At 42.9% G+C, this 557-nt stretch carries 1 protein-coding gene; it reads left to right on the top strand.

From position 1 onward, the window contains the following. Window positions 1–557, top strand: a 557-nt coding sequence (locus QQK43_RS23815; protein WP_284309661.1) for a reverse transcriptase family protein, incomplete at both ends; no start/stop codon positions are given.

Raw genomic sequence — 557 nt, 5'->3', positions numbered from 1 at the left:
AGAATAGAAATTCAAGGAGTACCATTTCTGGCCAATCTTATCTTGTTAGAATCCAAAGACCTAGATGTCATCCTAGGGATGGACTGGTTAGCCAGACATAAAGGTGTGATAGACTGTGCCAACAGAAAAGTAACTCTCACCAGCAATGATGGTCGAGTTGTGACTGTTCAAGCATTGTCTTCTGAGTCTTTAAGGTCAAGACTGAACCAGTTAACTTTGGAAGAGATTCCTATAGTCCGGGAGTATCCCGATGTGTTCCCAGATGATTTATCTCGTATGCCGCCTAAAAGGGATATAGAGTTCAGAATAGATTTGGTACCTGGAACAACTCCGATCCATAAGAGACCTTATAGAATGGCAGCCAATGAGTTGGCAGAAGTCAAGAGGCAAGTGGACGATTTGCTTCAGAAAGGATACATCAGACCGAGTTCATCACCATGGGGAGCTCCGGTTATTTTTGTGGAAAAGAAAGATCATACCCAGAGGATGTGTGTGGACTATCGTGCACTAAATGATGTGACTATCAAGAATAAGTATCCGCTGCCCAGAATTGATGA

It is taken from the genome of Hydrogenophaga electricum (genome assembly GCF_030160815.1).
GTDB lineage: Bacteria > Pseudomonadota > Gammaproteobacteria > Burkholderiales > Burkholderiaceae_C > Hydrogenophaga > Hydrogenophaga electricum.
The sequence above is the reverse complement of the archived record's forward strand: the minus strand, read 5'-3'. Positions and strand labels throughout refer to the sequence as shown.